The sequence below is a fragment of the Methylobacterium sp. J-092 genome, assembly GCF_022829325.1.
Lineage (GTDB): Bacteria > Pseudomonadota > Alphaproteobacteria > Rhizobiales > Beijerinckiaceae > Methylobacterium.
The window spans coordinates 1-501 of sequence record NZ_JAKSXU010000087.1 but is presented as its reverse complement, the minus strand read 5'-3'; the positions used below and the strand labels follow the sequence as shown (position 1 = coordinate 501).

1 protein-coding gene and 1 pseudogene are annotated in these 501 nt (G+C 67.7%); one reads left to right on the top strand and one right to left on the bottom strand.

Going from position 1 to position 501, the window contains the following annotated elements; genetic code table 11:
* Nucleotides 1-9 precede the first annotated feature (9 nt).
* A pseudogene (locus MKK60_RS28665) lies at nt 10-312 on the bottom strand (integrase core domain-containing protein); the annotation flags it as partial.
* A gap of 28 nt (nt 313-340) precedes the next feature.
* Here MKK60_RS28665 and MKK60_RS09990 point away from each other — a divergent pair.
* Nucleotides 341-501 (top strand): acyl-CoA dehydrogenase family protein (locus MKK60_RS09990; protein ID WP_313901119.1); only part of this gene is annotated, 161 nt, incomplete at its 3' end.

The following is a 501-nucleotide window of genomic DNA, read 5'->3' as shown; positions in this document are numbered from 1 at the left end:
AGGGTGAAGTTAGTGCACGGTGGGCCGCTCCGCCACGAGTAGCTTGGCCGGCGGAGCTGGTCGGGCGAGCGCAGCCGGCCAAGCGGAGAAGGCTGGCACGAACACCTCCAGTGCCGGCGGCCGGTATTTCAGCGAGGCATGCGGGCGCACGCCGTTGTAGTGACGGCGCCAGCTTTCGAACCATCCGGCCGCCTTCAGCAGCGCGCTGATCTTGCGGTAGCCATAGCGTCCGTACTTCTCAGCCAACGCCACGAGATCGGCCGTCAGCGCCTCTTCATCATCGCGGCCCCGCGGTACCTTGCGCTGTGTCGAGGTGATCGCCCTCGAGCAGGCGCGCTCAATGGCGATCTACGGGGCGATGATGGTCGAGGCCGGTGACGCGGCCGAGCGTGCAGCCGCCCTGTCGGCGGTGAAGGTGCAGGTCAACAAGGCGTGCCGCTTCCTCGGCCAGGAGGCCGTCCAGCTCCACGGCGGCATCGGCATGACCATGGAGTACATCGG